The organism is Pelovirga sp. C15f (genome assembly GCF_057178085.1).
Genome location: NZ_JBXUCV010000002.1, coordinates 463502 through 480316, shown reverse-complemented (window position 1 = coordinate 480316; position 16815 = coordinate 463502). Strand labels below are relative to the sequence as shown.

The 16815-nt window shown below is 55.3% G+C and carries 15 protein-coding genes; 9 read left to right on the top strand and 6 right to left on the bottom strand.

From position 1 onward, the window contains the following. Window positions 1-10: 10 nt before the first annotated feature. Window positions 11-1219 carry a pyridoxal phosphate-dependent aminotransferase gene (locus tag AC1931_RS07425; protein WP_483876612.1) on the bottom strand — a complete coding sequence of 403 codons (1209 nt, stop codon included), beginning with the start codon at window positions 1217-1219 and terminating at the stop codon, window positions 11-13. A 296-nt stretch (window positions 1220-1515) separates the two neighbouring features. Between AC1931_RS07425 and AC1931_RS07420 the strand changes: the two genes are divergently transcribed. From AC1931_RS07420 to AC1931_RS07400, 5 genes are all read left to right on the top strand, one after another. Then, window positions 1516-1851: a c-type cytochrome gene (locus tag AC1931_RS07420; protein WP_483876611.1), complete on the top strand. Its 336-nt coding sequence runs from the start codon at window positions 1516-1518 to the stop codon at window positions 1849-1851. Between the two features lie 15 nt (window positions 1852-1866). After that, window positions 1867-2556 (top strand): tRNA (guanosine(46)-N7)-methyltransferase TrmB, encoded by a 690-nt coding sequence (gene trmB / locus AC1931_RS07415; RefSeq protein WP_483876610.1) that lies wholly within the window; start codon window positions 1867-1869, stop codon window positions 2554-2556. Beyond that, window positions 2553-3746: a tRNA pseudouridine(13) synthase TruD gene (truD, locus tag AC1931_RS07410; RefSeq protein WP_483876609.1), complete on the top strand. Its 1194-nt coding sequence runs from the start codon at window positions 2553-2555 to the stop codon at window positions 3744-3746. The genes trmB and truD overlap by 4 nt, the downstream gene beginning before the upstream one ends. A 179-nt stretch (window positions 3747-3925) precedes the next feature. After that, window positions 3926-4708, top strand: a complete 783-nt coding sequence (locus AC1931_RS07405) for an IclR family transcriptional regulator (RefSeq protein ID WP_483876608.1) — start codon at window positions 3926-3928, stop codon at window positions 4706-4708. 53 nt (window positions 4709-4761) lie between these two features. Next, window positions 4762-5601 carry an alpha/beta hydrolase gene (locus AC1931_RS07400; RefSeq protein WP_483876607.1) on the top strand — a complete coding sequence of 280 codons (840 nt, stop codon included), beginning with the start codon at window positions 4762-4764 and terminating at the stop codon, window positions 5599-5601. Here AC1931_RS07400 and coaE read toward each other — a convergent pair. Further along, complete coding sequence (gene coaE / locus AC1931_RS07395; RefSeq protein WP_483876606.1) at window positions 5550-6152, bottom strand: dephospho-CoA kinase; 603 nt, start codon at window positions 6150-6152, stop codon at window positions 5550-5552. The genes AC1931_RS07400 and coaE overlap by 52 nt on opposite strands. A gap of 64 nt (window positions 6153-6216) precedes the next feature. Between coaE and AC1931_RS07390 the strand changes: the two genes are divergently transcribed. After that, window positions 6217-7026, top strand: coding sequence for a class I SAM-dependent methyltransferase (locus tag AC1931_RS07390; RefSeq protein ID WP_483876605.1), 810 nt, complete (start codon window positions 6217-6219; stop codon window positions 7024-7026). A 2-nt stretch (window positions 7027-7028) separates the two neighbouring features. Here the strand turns inward: AC1931_RS07390 and glpK are convergent, their stop codons facing one another. Further along, a complete protein-coding gene (gene glpK, locus AC1931_RS07385; RefSeq protein ID WP_483876604.1) occupies window positions 7029-8522 on the bottom strand; it encodes a glycerol kinase GlpK in 1494 nt (497 codons plus the stop codon). 148 nt (window positions 8523-8670) lie between these two features. On the opposite strand from glpK, the gene AC1931_RS07380 reads away from it, so the two are divergent. After that, window positions 8671-10290: a glycerol-3-phosphate dehydrogenase/oxidase gene (locus AC1931_RS07380; protein WP_483876603.1), complete on the top strand. Its 1620-nt coding sequence runs from the start codon at window positions 8671-8673 to the stop codon at window positions 10288-10290. A 6-nt stretch (window positions 10291-10296) separates the two neighbouring features. Here AC1931_RS07380 and AC1931_RS07375 read toward each other — a convergent pair whose 3' ends face one another. Both AC1931_RS07375 and AC1931_RS07370 read right to left on the bottom strand, forming a co-directional pair. Continuing rightward, the gene (locus tag AC1931_RS07375; RefSeq protein ID WP_483876602.1) at window positions 10297-11097 is read right to left on the bottom strand and encodes a VWA domain-containing protein; all 801 of its coding nucleotides are present in this window, start codon (window positions 11095-11097) and stop codon (window positions 10297-10299) included. Between the two features lie 23 nt (window positions 11098-11120). Then, window positions 11121-12296: a magnesium chelatase ATPase subunit I gene (locus AC1931_RS07370; RefSeq protein ID WP_483876601.1), complete on the bottom strand. Its 1176-nt coding sequence runs from the start codon at window positions 12294-12296 to the stop codon at window positions 11121-11123. 172 nt (window positions 12297-12468) lie between these two features. Between AC1931_RS07370 and glgP the strand changes: the two genes are divergently transcribed. After that, window positions 12469-14181, top strand: coding sequence for an alpha-glucan family phosphorylase (gene glgP, locus AC1931_RS07365; protein WP_483876600.1), 1713 nt, complete (start codon window positions 12469-12471; stop codon window positions 14179-14181). A gap of 94 nt (window positions 14182-14275) precedes the next feature. On the opposite strand, the gene AC1931_RS07360 is transcribed toward glgP, so the two are convergent. Continuing rightward, on the bottom strand, window positions 14276-15133 hold the full coding sequence (locus tag AC1931_RS07360; RefSeq protein ID WP_483876599.1) for a hypothetical protein: 858 nt from the start codon (window positions 15131-15133) through the stop codon (window positions 14276-14278). Between the two features lie 301 nt (window positions 15134-15434). Here AC1931_RS07360 and AC1931_RS07355 point away from each other — a divergent pair, with 301 nt between their 5' ends. Next, entirely contained in the window at window positions 15435-16814 is a 1380-nt protein-coding gene (locus tag AC1931_RS07355) for an MFS transporter (RefSeq protein WP_483876598.1), read from the top strand. Window position 16815: the final 1 nt, after the last annotated feature.

The window sequence follows — 16815 nt, the reverse complement described above, 5'->3', positions numbered from 1 at the left end:
CCTTTCGTGTTCAGGCCGGCAGGCAACCCCGCCGCTGCAGATACAATGAAATTCGCTCCAGAGCCTGATCAAGGTCCTCTTGCGGTCGGGTATAGGAAAAGCGCAGATAACCCTCGGCACCAGCACCGAAGTCGATTCCCGGGGTCACAGCGACACCCGTCTGTTCCAGGATGTCCCATGCCAGTCGCTGTGAATCCGGATCAATATGACGCACATCCGCCAATACGTAAAAGGCTCCCTGCGGCTCAACATGTACGCCGAAACCCAGATCCCGCAAGCCCTGAATCAGCCGCCGCCGGCGCTGGTTGTAAACCTCGCGCATCCTGGCGACATCAGCACTGCAATCGCGCAAGGCAACAATCCCGGCACGCTGGACAAAATGATTGGCACAGATCAAAAAGTTCTGATGCAGGGTCTGCAATTGCCGCATGATCTTTAGTGGTGCAATGAGATAGCCCAATCGCCACCCGGTCATGGCGTAGGCCTTGGAAAAGCCGCCTAAAACAAAGGCATCGCGGGTATGCTGGAGGATCGTCTGTTCTTCACCCACATAGGTCAAGCCGTGATAGATCTCATCGGAGATAATCGGGATCGGTAACGTTGCAAGTGCCGCCAGATCATCAGGTGTCAGGATCGAACCGGTCGGATTTGCCGGAGAGTTAATCAGCAAGCCGCGGGTACGCGCAGACAGGACCGTCTCAACCTCTTTTACTCGCGGTTGAAAACCGTTTGCCGCTGTAGTTGGAACCGTCACCGGCACCCCCCCGGCAAAACGGACAAAGCTTGGATAGCAGGCATAACCCGGATCGGTCAGAATAATTTCATCCCCGGTTTCCAGCAACGCAGAAAAAAGCAGCAGCATCAGCGGGCTGGTCCCCGACGATACCATGATCTGCTCCGGCACCAGATCGACACCATAGGTATCCAGGTAGTGCTGACAGATTTGTTCCCGGAGCTCAAGCAAACCAAGGGAATGGGTATAGGAAGTTGCCTGTTCCGCCAGGGCCGCACCAGCGGCGGTAACCACAGCGGCCGGTGTGGGAAAGTCGGGCTCGCCGAGGCACAGATAAATCACATCACGTCCCTGAGCCTGGAGAAGCTTGGCCCGCTCCATCAACTCCATGGCGAGAAAGGGCTTGATCTGGGTAGTGCGTCGGGATAAAGGGATGTTCATGATAACCTCACACAGGCTAACCGCTTCGGCAGTCTTCGCGCTCAAGATTAATCTTCGCCTGCAGTGAATGCAACCCCCTTTACTAGCCCTTGCCGCCAAAACAAAAAGGGTGCAATTACCATTGCATTGCACTCAGCCTGCGGGTAAAGTTGATGGCGTCGCAAAAACTCACCAACTGCTGCCTTGCTGCCATTGTTTCACTGCTTCGATGTACGCAAGTACGCCTCATTGTTCAACGATGACGCGCCTTGCGTTTGGTGCTTTTTGCTTATCCATCTAAATTGATATTTTTTGCGCAAGCATCAAAGTTAATCCCACAATTTTTTGCGGAACAACACCCGATGAAATACGCATCGACATTTTTTATCTCCCTGTTGGCAGGTGGCATGCTGGTTCTTGCTACCCTGGTCAGCGCTGCCCCGCCACCGCCGGCCGATGGTTCAGCCAGCCAACTGGTTGAATCCCTGGGTTGCCGCGGTTGTCATCGTATTCAGGACTTTGGCGGAAGCCTGGCGCCGGACTTGACCGCGATCGGCACGCGCCTGACCACCGCAGAAATAGCCGAACTGCTGACCGCCCATCCCCGCAGCGGCGAAAACCGCCTGATGCCGTTTTACACCACCCTGTCGACCGAAGAAATCGACAAACTCAGCAGTTACCTCTACAACCTGCGCTAACAAAGAATCGATCCCATGTCCCAACGAATGATCCTGATCAACTCACCTGTATTTGTCTTTGAAACCACCCTGAAAAAGCTGGGCAGCTGTTCCTCCCTTTTTCCCCACCAGCGGCCGCTGGTGCTGGAAGTCGGTTGCGGCATCGGCGATTTTATCATCCAGCTCGCCGCCCAACAACCGGAACACAATTTTCTTGCCATCGACATTTTCAATCAAGGATGCCGCTCGACCTGCTCCCGGGTTGAAGAATCCGGTCTCGATAATATCCGCGTCATGCGCATGGAGGCGCGCTACCTGATCCACCATTATCTCGGTGGCAATAGCCTGCGGGCGCTTTACATCAATTGCCCCGATCCCTGGCCGAAAAAGCGCCATCGCAAGCGCCGCCTGGTTAATCGCGAATTCATCGATCTCGCCCTTTACTCCCTTGAGGATAACGGCGTCCTGAACTTTTCAACCGATTTCACCGATTATGGTGAAGAGGTAGCAGACCTTCTCAGCCATGACCAGCGGCTGGAAAACTTGAACAATGCTCCCTACACCAACGACCTGGGAAACTACCCGGTCTCAAAATACATGCGCCGCTTCCTCGATCTGCAGCAGCCCATTTACCTCTGTCGCTATCGCAAAAAACCGGGGCTGACCATCGCACCACCAGCGATCAGCAAAGGGTTTCGCATCCCCTGGCCACAGGAGGACACATGAGATTTGTCACCGCCGAACTGCCCGGTATTGGTGGCAGCTACAAAGAAACTCCGACAGATTTTGAGGTCGAAGAAATCCCCTTGTACCCTTGCTGCGGCAGTGGCGAGCATCTGTATCTGTGGATAGAAAAAAGCGGGATCAGCACCTCTGAACTCATCAGTCGCTTGGCACGGGGGCTGCAACTCAAAGAAAACGATATCGGCTATGCCGGTCTCAAGGACAGTCGGGCGTTGACCCGCCAGTGGCTCAGCATCCCGGCAGCAAAACAGTCTCACCTGGACAATCTTCAGCTGAACAGCGCCCGCATCCTCGATACTCAGCGCCATAGCAACAAACTGCGCCTCGGTCATCTGGCCGGCAACCGTTTTTCCATCTGCCTGCGCCAACTTGGTGCCGACGTCGTGCCAAAGGCTGAAGCCATCCTCGACCAGCTTCATCACCGCGGAGTGCCCAATCGTTTTGGTGAACAACGCTACGGCATTTTGGGAAATTCTGCGATACTGGGCCATCTGCTGCTGTCGGGGGACTATGAGGGATTTTGCCGTGAACTGCTCGGTGATCCGCAAAAAATCAGCCATCCCGGATGGAAAAAAGCAGCACTGGCCTACCGCCAGCAGAAACTGGAACAGGCGATCAAAACGCTGCCCGACGCCATGCGCCTGGAACAACGGCTGATCCGTGACCTGCTGCAGGGGAAAACCCATGAGCAGGCCGTTTACCGGCTTCCGAAACAGCGCTTGCGATTTTTTCTCTCGGCGCTGCAATCGCGTTACTTTGATCAATTGCTGGATGCAAGGGTTGCTGCCCTCGGAGAGCTCAAAGACGGGGACATCGCCTACAAGCACGTTAATGGCGCCTGTTTTCTGGTCGAAGCGGCGCAGCAGGAACAACCGCGCGCCGACAGTTTTGAGATCAGTCCGACCGCACCCCTGTTCGGTCACAAAGTCATGCTCGCAAAAGGCGAACCGGGAGCCGCTGAGAGAGCACTTATGGAACGTTCAAACCTGATCCTCGGCAGCTGGAAACCGGCGACCGGACTGGCCATGCCGGGAGAACGCCGACCGTTGCGGGTGCCGCTGGAACTGCCCAAAATCGTCAGCGCAACCAACGACAGCCTGACCGTCGAATTTGCCCTTCCCAAGGGAAGCTACGCCACCAGTGTGCTGGCAGAACTGATGAAATCGCCATAAGTTTTGATCTGCAACCATCTTCCATATAGACAAAAGTAAAACACCATTCTATACTTTTGGCTCACAGTAATGGTAGTTTAATAAACAATCCGATAATCGTTGACAGTTTCTTATCACGGGTCTAGAATCTTCGAGCCATTTTATGTAGTGATAACAGACAAAACAGGGGTGTTGATACCATGGTCAAAAAGGACAAATCAGAATATATCATCCAGGCCGTCTCCCATGCGCTGGATCTGCTTGAGCAGTTTCATGAGGACGTTGACGAGCTCGGCGTAACAGAACTGAGTAAGCGCCTTAAACTCCACAAAAACAACGTCTTTCGCCTGCTCGCCACCCTTGAATCACGGGGCTACATTGAGCAGAACAAGGCGACGGAAAATTATCGTCTCGGCTTGAAGGCCCTTGAACTGGGACAGACCTTCATCCGCCAGATGGGGCTGCTGCGTCAGGCCAAACCGATTCTTGAACGGATGGTTGAGCAAAGCAACGAAACCTCCTATGTTGTCATCTACAAAGATTCTCATGTTGTTTACCTTGACGTGGTCGAGACCAATCTGACCGTGCGCGTGGTATCGCGGGTCGGCTCACGCCTGCCTGCCTATTGTACCGCTGCCGGCAAAGTCCACCTGGCCTTTATGACCGACGAGGAGCTTGACGAGTTGCTGCCGCAGATTAACTACTTTCAACATACCTCGACCACCATCACCAACCCCGAAGCCATGCGCAAAGAACTCCTGCAGGTCCGTGAGCAGGGCTATGCCTTCGATGATGAGGAACTTGATCAAAGCGTTCGTTGCCTGGCCGCACCGATTCGCGACTATACGCGCCGCATTGTTGGTGCCATCAGTGTCTCCGGGCCAACCATGAGGGTTTCCAACGAGCGCATTCAGAGCGAACTGACCCCGCTGGTCCTTGAATCTGCCAGAGAACTGTCAACCCGCCTCGGCTTTCCGGGCTGATTTAGCTGAACAATAATAAACCAAAGGCCCCTCAACCACAGGGGCCTTTTTTTATGGGAAAAAACCTTATGAGCTGGATTGAAGAAGAAAGGGAACGGGCCCGCAGCGACGGCGTGAGCCACCGTGAAAATTTTCCTTTTCTGCTGACTCCGGAACAGTCCAATGGCCAGGCGGTCATATTAATCCACGGATTTGGAGCTACCCCCAGATCGATTTTTCCGGTTGCAGAAGCCCTCTACCAACAGCACTATACTGTTGCCGGGGTGCGGCTGCCAGGCCACGGCACCAGCCCGGACGACCTGAAGCAGCGTAAAGCAGCTGAATGGATAGCGACAGCTCGCTCTGCCCATGATGCTCTAGCCGCCGACGGGCTTAAGATCAGTGGTGGCGGCTTGAGCACCGGCGCCCTGATAGCCCTGACCCTGGCCTCACAACGGTCACTCCATAAACTGCTGTTATTCTCTCCTTTTCTGCAGTTGCGCCATCATCTTGCCCCTTTTGCCGGCTTTTTAAGCTTTTTTGTTCCTTACCAGAAGAGCGTTGTAGACAAGACCGAGAGTGATTTTTACTACAGTCGCCGTCCTTTAAAGGCCATTGCCCAGATCAATCGCCTGCTGCGTGATATGCCCGGCATTCTGCCGCAGATCAAGTCACCGACGCTGGTACTAACCTCGACCGGCGATGCCACCATAGCTCCCGGTACCGCCCTCAAGCTCTATGAGCGCCTCGGCACCCCGCATAAAATACTTCATACTTACGGCACACAGGTTCCCCATGTTCTCACGACCGCAGAAAACCCCCAACTCGATGACGTTCTGCAGCGCTGCATTGAATTCATGAATCAGGAATTCGGCAGCGCCCCCACCAGCAATGGCCAGAGTTGTTCAATCTGAGCGATTGTTTCTTCGCGACCGGCCGAGTTATCGACCAGGTAATCTGCACGAGCAGCCTTTTGCTCCTGCGGCATCTGGGCAGCGATGCGCCGGCGGGCACTCTTTTCATCGAGTCCATCCCGCTTTATTAAACGGGCCAGCTGCACCTCAGGGTCAATGGTCACCAGCAGTACCTTATCGACCCGCGTTTCGGCACCCACCTCATAGAGCAGAGGCGCTTCGTAAATAACCAACGGGGCAGCATCACGCAGCTCCTGCAGGCGCTGCGTTGATAATCTGGCAATCGCCGGATGGATAATGGCGTTGAGGCGCCGGCGGGCAGCAGGATCGGAAAAAATCAGATCGCCAAAGTATTTTCGATCAAGACTGCCGTCACTTTTGAGAATGTTCTCCCCAAAGCTGCCTACCAGCTGCTTTAGTACCGGACTGCCGGGCTCAACGACCGCACGTGCCAGTTGATCGGCATCCACTACCACTGCGCCCCGTCGGGCCAGTTCACGACAGACCGAGCTTTTGCCCGAGGCGATATTACCGGTGACACCAAGAATCACAACAGCTCCATTAGCTCAGCTTTACCAATTGACACGAAGATCAGTTTTATGATCAATCATACCTATGTCTACCTGCCAGGATCCTTTCAATTACTGCAAACTCTGCGGCCAGAACGGCAGCACCCCGGCCTATCGCCTGGGCAAAAGAGCAATCTATTGCTGCCCTCACTGTGACTTCCATTTTCTCAATCACCTTGATGGCAGCTGCGACGACGATCATGGCGAACTAAGTCCCGCCGGGCGCCGCTATATAGAATCACGCATCAATGAGGGGGAACATCTCCACCCTTTGCGACTGCAGCTGGTGCTGCAACATTGCACCCTTGACAATACTATGACTCTCGATATCGGCGCCGGTCTCGGCCAGTTTGTGCGCTTGATACAACAGCAGGGAGCAACGTCGCTGGGTATCGAGCCAAGTCCCCTGCGCCGCGCCTATGCCCTTGAAGCCTACGGGCTGCATCTGAATCCCCAGCTGGCAAATGACGGTTACTGGCAGGCCGGTTACCCCCAGGCCTTTGACCTGATTACCCTGTGGGATGTTATTGAACACGTTGATGACCCGCGCTCAACTCTGGCCGCAGCAGCAGCCCTGCTCAGACCCGGCGGACTGATCTGTCTTGATACCCCCGATCGCGACGTATTCAGCTACCGGCTCAGTCAGGTCGGCAATCGCTTAAGCAGCGGCACACTCCCCATGTTTTTCAGCCATTTTTACTCACCCGTCCGTTATGGACACAAACAGATCTTCACCCGCCGACAGATCACTGACCTGCTACGGAGCTGCGGATTTGTTCCTGCTACTATTCACCTTGATGGTCAGGCAAAACGTGCTTTCTCAAGAAAAATCGTCCTCGCCGCCCGTAAAACCTGACCCTACTCCTTCTGACTAGCTACCCGTGACACCGCACTCTGCCAGCCACGCAACAATTCCGCACGTGCGGATGAATCAATCTTTGCGGCGAAGGGACTGGCACATTGCCAGTGGTTGGCGGCGGCGGTCAGGGATGGCAACAACCCGAACTGAACTGCAGCCAACCAGGCAGCGCCCAAAGCGGTTGTTTCGGTATTATGCGGACGCTCCACCGGCATATCAAGCAGGTCGGCAAGAAACTGCAGAAACCAGTCATTGGCAGCCATTCCGCCGTCAACCCGCAAGGTCCAGGAGCCGGTTGCAACGTCCTTTTTCATCGCCGTCATCAGATCGACAGTCTGATACCCGACCGATTCCAGGGTTGCCCGGGCGATCTCAGCGATCCCGGTATCGCGCGTCAGACCGAAAATTGCACCACGCGCATGAGGGTCCCAGTGAGGCGCACCCAGGCCGGTAAAAGCCGGAACCATATAGACCCCACGGTTGGACGGCAGAGCTGCCACCAGTTCTTCAATATCTCTGGTTTTGCGGATCAGCTTCAGGCCATCGCGCAACCACTGAATCGCCGCACCGGCGACAAAGATCGAACCTTCCAGGGCATAGCTGGTTTCTCCATGGATGCGATAGGCGATGGTGGTCAGCAGACGATGTTGAGAGCGGCAGGCCTTTTTGCCGGTATTCAGCAGCATGAAGCAACCGGTGCCATAGGTGCTCTTGATCATTCCCGCAGCGATGCAACCCTGGCCAATAGCCGCCGCCTGCTGATCTCCGGCGATGCCGCCAATCCTCAGCGCGGTTCCAAACAACTCGGGATCGGTTGTGCCGAAATCATCGGCACATTCTTTTACCTGGGGCAGCACAGCAGCAGGAATCTGAAGCAATTCCAGCATTGCCGGATCCCATTGCAACTGCTGGATATTGTAAAGCATGGTACGCGACGCGTTGGTGACATCGGTCGCATGGACGCGGCCGCCGGTCAGGCGCCACAATAAAAAGGAGTCGATCGTTCCAAAAGCCAACTCACCGGCCTCGGCGCGCTGCCGTGCCTGCGGTACCTGATCGAGAATCCAGTGTAATTTGGTTGCGGAAAAATAGGGGTCGAGCAACAGTCCGGTCGTCCTGGTTACCCGTTCCTCATGGCCGGCGCGACGCAACTCATCACAAAAATCAGCAGTGCGGCGATCCTGCCAGACGATGGCGTTATAGACCGGTTCAGATGTGTTGCGATCCCAGACCACCGTGGTTTCACGTTGGTTGGTGATAGCGATCCCGGCCACCTGAATACCCCTGTGTGCCGCCTGCGCCAGCACCTGGCGACAGACATTCACAACTGCCTGCCAGATTTCCTCAGGGTCATGCTCAACCCAGCCATCAGCGGGATAATGTTGCTGCAGGTCCTGCTGGGCAATAATGTCACAATGTCCTGTCACGGAAAAAAGCATCGCCCGGGTACTGGTTGTCCCCTGGTCAATCGCAAGGATGTGGCTTGCGCTCATGGTCGCCTCCGTCATCTGCTGTTTAGCGGCAAATATGATTTGATCGATGAAAATTGTTCAAGATCCATGTAGTGTATAACATTGATTGACCTTGTGCATTATTCTTATGGCAAGAGCCAATGCCTGACAAACGACCCAAGAGGAGGTTATGAAAAGAGAAGAAATCCTTTCAAGACTGCAGCAACATTCCCCTTACGATCTGCTCGTTGTCGGTGGTGGTGCCAGCGGTTGTGGCGTGGCCCTCGATGCTGCCAGCCGCGGCCTGAAGGTTGCACTGGTTGAAAAAAATGATTTTGCTGAAGGAACCAGCGGGCGCAGCACCAAGCTGATTCATGGTGGCGTCCGCTATCTGGAAAAAGCAGTCAAAAAACTCGATCGCGGTCAGTACAATCTGGTCAGGGACGGCTTACGCGAGCGTACCCTGCTGCTCCAAAATGCCCGTCACCTGTCCAATCGCCTGAGCCTGGTTACCCCTATCTACAGCTGGTCGGAAGTCCCTTATGTTTTTGCCGGGCTTAAGCTCTACGATCTGTTGTCCGGCAAAAACCATATCGGTCACAGCCGCCTGCTCAGCCGTTCTGAAGCGCTCAGCCGCTTTCCCATGCTCAAGGCGAAAGGACTCAAAGCAGGTGTTCAATACCATGATGGCCAGTTTCACGATGCCCGCATGACCCTTGCCATCGCCATGACTGCCCAACAGCAGGGAGCAACGATCATCAATCATATGGCATTGACCGGCCTGGACAAATCAGCCGGAGCCATCAAAGGGGCAACCCTGACCGATCAACTGACCGGTGACACCCTGTCGTTAAGCTGCACAGGGGTCATCAACGCCAGCGGGCCCTTTGTAGATACCATCCGCAAACTCGATGATCCGCTGGTATCGCCCCTGCTTACCACCAGTAGCGGCGTTCATATTGTCCTCGATCAGCGGTTTGCGCCACCGGATAGCGGCCTGATGATTCCGAAAACCGAGGATGGTCGGGTGCTGTTCATCCTCCCCTGGGAAGGGCATGCCCTGGTTGGCACCACCGATGAACCCGCCCCCTTGAGTGAACACCCACGCCCCCTTGATACCGAAATAAATTACCTGCTGCGACACGCCCGCAGTTATTTTGACCTGCAGATTGAACCCAGTGACATCAAAGCCACCTGGTCGGGATTGCGTCCGCTGGTAGCCAACCCGACGGCCAGCGACACCGCCGGTCTGGCGCGTGACCACATCCTGCAAACCAGCCCGTCCGGGTTGGTGACCCTGGCCGGGGGCAAATGGACAACCTACCGTAAGATGGCCCAGGATACGATCGATTATGCCATCAACCACTTTTCCCTGAAACCGGGGACACCCAGCTGCCAAACCTTTCATCTGTCCCTGGTTGGCAGCAACGACTTTGACCTGCTCGGCGGCACCGAACTGACCGAACGGTTTGCCCTCGATGAAGAAACCGCCAGCTACCTCAACCGCTGCTATGGCGACCAGGCCGATCAATTATTGGAAGTGGGACGCAGTACCGACTCCCTGCGCCCTCTGGTTGCGGGACATCCCTGCCTTGAGGCGGAAGTAATCTATGCTGTACGCTTTGAAATGGCGCAGCGCGTCATCGATATCCTTGCGCGGCGCACCCATCTGGCCATCGTGGATACCCGGGCAGCGCGACAGGCGGCACCACGGATCCTTGAGCTGATGGCAGCTGAGCTGGGCTGGGATAAGATGCGTTGTGACGAGGAAGCAGCGCGGACAACCCGGCGGCTGGATGAGGGGATTTAAACCCGGTCACTCCAGCTGACGAACCATGGTATAAAGCTCTCGGGCATGAAGATCGCGGGCGCGCTGATAGACCCCGCCCAGGATCTCCGCCATTCGCCGCAGGACACTGCTGCCACCGGCAGCAGTGTTGGTATCCACAATCACCGCTACCACCTTCATTCCTGCCAGTTGTGCCACCACCTGCCACAGCTCCTCCATAACATCAGCACCCGCTTTCAGGGGAACATTGGCTTCGCCGTCTGAGACAATGATCAGAGTAGGGACCAGCAAAGGTTGACACCGCCGGGCGCCTTCAATCAGGCGTTGTGCCCGGCACAAACCGTCGCTGAAGGGGGTAGCTCCACCGATGGCAAGGTGCCGCAAACGCTCACGGGCCAGGGCAATGCTGGCGGTCGGCGGCAAGAGGACGTCGGCCCTTTCCCCCCGAAATGCAACCAGGGCCACCTGGTCGCGGCGCTGATAGACGCCGTTCAACAACCCGAAAATGGCATCGCGCGCCGCGATCATCCGCTGTCTTGCGCCGGTCGCCATCGATTCCGAAGCGTCGACAGCAAAGACAACCAGTGACTGCTGCTGCCGCTGACACACTTTACGCTGCAAATCAGCTAACTCAAGCCGCAGCGGTTGCCGGGTCAACGCCGCCCGCAGCATCGCCGCCCGCGCCGTCGCTGAAGGATCCAGCAGCCATCCTGAAGTTTTTGTGGTCAAGGGTTCGCTGCGCAGATACCTGCCGCCGGAGCTTACGATGGATTGACGCCTGCGGCTGCGGGCAGCCGTCGGGGAAGAAAAAGCTAAAGGTTCGATCATCAAGGGATCGACGGTTTCATCGTTCAGAAAAAGGTACTGTTCCGGACTTTTTTTTTAAAGGTTTCGAACAACATGCTGCCGGCTGCCGCCGAACCGGGAAATTCGTAATCACCCTGCAGACAATCCAGATCTTCCAACGCTGCTGTACCCTGAGCTGTTTCAGCTTCGCGCACTGGTTGATCCTGATCATTGAAAAGCGGCAGCAAGGCTTCATCAAGCTGCCGGTCATCCGGATAGGAGCGACCGGACAATCGGTGGGGCAAGGCCAGCCAGGCTACCTCGCGCAGATCCAGCCGCTCAATCTGCCGGCACTCACGCAATGCCGCGTGGGCCCTGGCGGCCTTGAGCAGGACGATATCTGCACGGTGTCCCTGGACGCCAAGGGCCAGAGCCAGAGTGGTTACCTGTGTATAGATTTCGGAGGGAATGACGACATCTTTCAGACGCTGACGGGCCGTCTTGATCTGCTCCGCGAGAAAAGCCTCCGCTTCCGACCAGTCCCTGGAAAAGACGGCAGGATCCTGCTCATAGGCCAGACGCCGTTGCAATAATTTCCCCCGCTCGGCAGACTCTTTGAGTCCGGAGACGGTCACACACAGACCAAAACGATCGAGAAACTGCGGGCGCAACTCCCCCTCTTCCGGATTCATCGTACCGATCAACATAAATCGCGCCGGGTGAGTGACACAAAGACCCTCACGCTCGACCCGGTTGATTCCTGAGGCCGCGGCGTCCAGAAGCAGATCGACCAGATGATCTTCCAGCAGGTTGACCTCATCGACATAAAGAATGCCGCGATTGGCTGCCGCCAGCAACCCCGGTTCAAAATGACGCTCACCGCTCTGCAGGGTTTTTTCCAGATGCAGGGTACCAATAACCCGATCTTCTGTCGCTCCCAGAGGCAGCTCCACCATCGGCGTCGCGATAACTGTGCGAGGGAGCTCCCTCTTCTGCTGATAAGCTTCCAGACAATCCCGGTGCAGCTGTTCCGGCTGATCGGGGGAACAATGATAGGGACAACCCGCCACCACGGAAATTGGTGGCAGCAAGGCCGCCAGCGCCCGTGCCGTCGTTGATTTGGCAGTGCCCTTGTGGCCGCGAATCAGGACGCCGCCGATGGACGGATCCACAGCGTTGAGCAGCAGGGCCGTCTTCATCCCCTGCTGGCCGACAATGGCGCTGAACGGGTAATTATTCACGATTGGTTGCCTTTGAATCTAAAGAAATTATCTACTTGAATCTATATAGCACAAAAATGAATTGGTTTGGCTTCAATGGCTCCAGATACGCTTGAGGAACTCCCGCCATTTGCTATCCTTTAGCTGCAGCACTGATGGTTGCTTTTCCTCCTGAACAGAGCAAGGAGCCCCCATGGAACGGCGCAATATCTATATCCGGAATCAACGTATCGCTTATTTTTCCATGGAGATCGGCTTGAATGCCGACATCCCCACCTACAGCGGCGGTCTTGGTGTTCTCGCCGGCGATACCATCAAAAGTGCTGCGGATCTCAATATCCCGCTGGTTGCCGTGACCCTGTTGTACCGTAAGGGGTATTTCCGCCAGGAATTTGACAACGCCGGCTGGCAGCATGAGCACGATATCAACTGGAAACCGGAGCGCTACCTGCAACTGCTCCCCCACAAGGCACTGATCAGTCTTGAACAGCGCGATGTCAAAATCCAGTCCTGGCTGTACCGGGTCAAGAGTCCCGCCGGTGGTGAAGTTCCGGTACTGTTTCTTGACACCGATATTCCCGGTAACGATGATCAGGATCGTCACCTCACTGATCACCTTTATGGAGGTGATCAGGTGCTGCGGCTCAAGCAGGAAATTATCCTCGGGATCGGCGGCGCCCGGATTCTGCAGGCGATGAACTTCTCGATCAAAAAGTACCATATGAATGAGGGACATGCGAGCTTGCTGACCCTCGAATTGCTCAACCAGACTCGTCAGAACCTCGGTGACAGTTCAAATGATTTCAGCGACATCAATATCCGCGAAGTCGCTGAACAGTGTGTTTTTACCACCCATACCCCGGTTCCGGCCGGGCATGACCGGTTCCCCTACGATCTGGTGGAAAAGATTCTGCCGGGCGATATCCCCCTGGCCACCCTTAAAAAGTTTGGCGGCGAGGAGGATCTCAACATGACCATGCTGGGGATGAACTTAAGCCGGTTTATCAATGGTGTTGCCAAGCGTCACGGACAGATTTCCCAGGACATGTTCCCCGGCTTTCAGATTCACGCCATTACTAACGGCATCCATCCCTACACCTGGTGTTCCCCCTTCATGGTCAGGTTGTTCAACCGTTATCTGCCCGGCTGGGCCAACGAACCGGAACTGCTGGTACGGGTCGACACCATCCCCGACGATGAGATCTGGGACGCACACTGCGGCGCCAAGGCCCTGTTTTTTCAGTATATCCATGAGCAGACCGGCACCCAGCTCGATCCCGAGTTGCTGACCATCGGTTTTGCCCGCCGCGCTGCCACCTATAAACGCGGAGATCTGATCTTCAGCAACATGGAGCGCCTCCTCACTATGGGTGCCGGCAAGCTCCAGTTTGTTTTCGGCGGCAAGGCTCATCCCCAGGACAACGAAGGGAAAAAGGTCATTCAGCGAATTATCCACCAGGCTGAAAAGATGCGTGGCAAGATCTCCCTGGTGTATCTTGAAAATTACAACATGGAAGTCGCCGCCCAGTTTATCCCCGGCGTCGACTTATGGCTCAATAACCCCATGCGTCCCCTTGAAGCCTCGGGTACCAGCGGCATGAAAGCCGCCCTGAACGGCATTCCCAACTTCAGCGTCCTCGATGGCTGGTGGATTGAAGGACACATTGAGGGGGTCACCGGTTGGGCCATCGGGCCGGCCCCGCAGGACATTAAAGATGACAGCAGTCATGCTGATGGAGATCTCGAAGACATGTATGATAAGCTGGACAGGGTGATCATCCCGCTGTACTACAAAGACCGCAGTGGCTGGGTCCGGGTCATGAAGAACGCCATCGGCAAAAACGCTTATTATTTCAATACCCATGTCATGATGAGACGTTATGTGACCGAGGCCTATATCCACTAGCCATCATAACTGACAAAGATACAATGCCGGGATGATCCAAATCGGAATCGCTATCGGAATCGCTATCGGAATCGGGACCGGATGGAGACGACGTTCAGTTCTTCACCCCCCGCAGCCGCTGAACCAGTATCCACAGCACATAGTAAAGCACAACAACCAGCACAATCAGGGGTAAAGCCGGAATAAAGGTTTCTCCGGCGTGGGCAAGCAAGATCGCCAGAAACAGGGCAACGACAGATACCGGAAGATAGCGACCAGGACACCTTTTTTCCGGACCACCGCCTGGCCCGATAAGATTGTCATTGATCCGATAACGCCGTGCTACCGCGGCAAAAAACACAACGATGATCCAGTCAGAAATACCAAAGACTGGCACCAACCCATTCGCCCCCGGATAGGTAAGTTTCACCAGCACCATATCGATCAGGGGTCGTGGTCCTTCCGGAGCACGATAATAGTCTTCGATCTGACGGGCAAAATCCGCTGTTGGCCCAACCGCCCAGCTCGAAAAATCGGCCAGCATCATCACCAGAGCAAGCGGCAGAACCTCCCACAAACGCTTCACATAGCGGGCCAGAATGATACCGACAAGGGTCCCGCTGAACAGCAGTAATCCGGTGTTGAATGCGCTCAGCAGCGGCGCCCATAAACCCCCAACAGGAAGCTGATGGGCAACCCAAATCAGCAGGGTCAGACCCGCCAGCCAGAACAGATAGAAACCACGGGTGCGTTGTTCAGGTTCCAGCAGTAACGCCGGCAACAGCATTTGCACCGCGATATACAACTGCAGAAAAATAAAAGCCGCCGACCACCAGGATGATGGTGACGGCAACAACCGGCTGAAGAACCACAGACCGGCCACGGCAGCGCTCCACAACAACCAGCCGCCGATCAGCAGCAGAAGCACACGACGGTTATTGATGCTGAAGCTGAAAAACCTGCGTGCCATCATTTGCGGCCCTCTTCTTTCTACCAATACAACTATTGAACTCCCACTTTGCACGGGGTCGGAGTCACCATAGAGGTGCAAAGCGCCCCTTGCGTGGCAGCCCCGGCCCCTGGCTAACAGATGTCTGCCAACGTAAATAAGCGGGAGTAACTGCAACATGTTGCACAAAGGTTGATCATAAAGCAATTTTAGACCGGAAAAGCCCCTTGCTGAGCACGAAGACCCAATGCAATAATAAAAGCACAGCGCCTCCTACCCGCTCTGGAGTTGATAACCGTATGCACAAACCGAACGCCCCAGGCAGATGACTGCCGCCGCCTCATCGCCTTTTGCGATCCGCAATATCCGCCTCTTTATCCTGTTTCGTGTGCTGTTCAATGCGCGTTTCTATTATCCGGTCTTCTCCATTCTGTTTCTCGATTTCGGTCTCAGTCTATCGCAGTTTGCCATCCTTAACGCGGTCTGGGCGGCGACGATCGTGCTCTGTGAAATTCCATCGGGAGCCATGGCGGACAGTATCGGTCGCCGCAACCTGCTGGTCTTTGCCGCCAGCTTGATGGTCCTTGAGATAGCCCTCTGGGCCTTTGTACCACGCGGCAATGTGACCCTGTTATTCTGGGTTTTTGTCCTCAACAGAATTCTCAGCGGCATGGCTGAGGCGGCAGCCAGCGGTGCTGACGAAGCACTGGCCTACGACAGTTTGCAGGAGCAGGGGAACAGTGAAGACTGGGGACGCGTCCTGGAACGGCAGATTCAGTTCCAATCTGCCGGGTTTGTGATTGCCATGACCCTCGGTGGTGTGATTTACGACCCCGACCTGCTGCAACGTCTGTTCGACTGGGCCGGACTGGCGATCATCATTACCAGTGAAACCACCTTGCGCCTGCCGATCTATCTGACCCTGATCAGCGCTGTCCTGCTATTGCTGACAACCTTGGGGATGCGCGAAGTTGAAGTAACGCACGACATGGCGAAAGAAGATAGCAGCGTCACCTTTAGCAGTACCTTTGTGTTGATCTGGCAGGCCGGCCGGTGGATATTTCGTACCCCTTTCGTTCTAGCCGTCATGCTGTTCGGCTTGTTAGGTGACAGCGTTGTCAGGATGCTGCTGACCATGTCGAGTCAGTATTATCGCGTCATAGATATCCCTGCCGCCCTGTTTGGCGTCATCGGATCGCTGGTGGCATTACTCGGATTTGTCGTCCCCAGCCTGGCACGCCGGCTAAGTGAAGACCACAGTCCGGGATTCAATCTCATGGTCACAGCAGGGTTGATCCTGACGGGATTAACCGGTCTGTGCTTTGTCTGGCCCTGGTATGGTCTGTTGCCGGCCATGCTGTTGTTCAGCTGTATGTACCTGATCGGCTTTTTTCTCAGCACCTATCTCAATCAGGCCACCAGCTCCAGGCAACGAGCCACGGTCTTGAGCTTCAAAGGACTCTTTCTGAATCTTGGCTATGGCGGGATCGGCCTGCTCTATGCCCTGCTGCTGAAGTTCCTGAACCACCGGGTTGCAACCCAACACCCTGAAATATCCGAAGAGGGCCTTAAAAATCTGGTCTTTACTGCTTCCCTCCCCTGGTTTGTCGGTTATTTTCTCTGTTTGCTGTTAATTCTTGTGCTGGTGTTTTCCCGGTCAGACTCTATGAAATATCCAGACAACAAGGCTACCAAAAAAGGATAGT